Genomic DNA, 378 nt, shown 5'->3' with positions numbered 1-378 from the left:
CTAGATTTTTGGAAAGGGGTGTGGTCATTGAACGGAAACGGGTACGTTGAATGGATTGTCGGCACATTTGTTTTGATTGGGGTCATGTTTAGCTTCTTAAGTGCGGTCGGATTGATTCGTTTTCCGGATGTGTATACTCGCGCCCATGCAGTATCGAAAAGCGCCAATCTAGGTGTCCTCTGTATCTTATTGGGAACCTTTCTCTACTTTTTACTGACAGAGGGCTATTTTAGCATCCGCCTGCTGCTAGGGGTCTTCTTCGTATTCCTGACCTCGCCCGTTGTTGCCCATATGCTAAACCGGGCGGCTTACCGGAGTGGCGTTGCGATGGCGGAAGAAAGCGTACGTGATGATTTAAAGGAGTATCTAAAGCGGGAG

General features: G+C 48.4%; 1 protein-coding gene. It reads left to right on the top strand.

Features of this window, described 5'->3' with window-relative positions:
* Nucleotides 1–27: 27 nt before the first annotated feature.
* Nucleotides 28–378: monovalent cation/H(+) antiporter subunit G (mnhG, locus tag RYX56_RS21420; protein ID WP_317123998.1), on the top strand; the 351-nt coding region annotated here is incomplete at its 3' end.

The sequence above is a fragment of the Alkalihalophilus lindianensis genome (assembly GCF_032843265.1).
GTDB classification, from domain to species: Bacteria; Bacillota; Bacilli; order Bacillales; family Bacillaceae_D; genus Alkalihalophilus; species Alkalihalophilus lindianensis.
The sequence above is the reverse complement of the archived record's forward strand: the minus strand, read 5'-3'. Positions and strand labels throughout refer to the sequence as shown.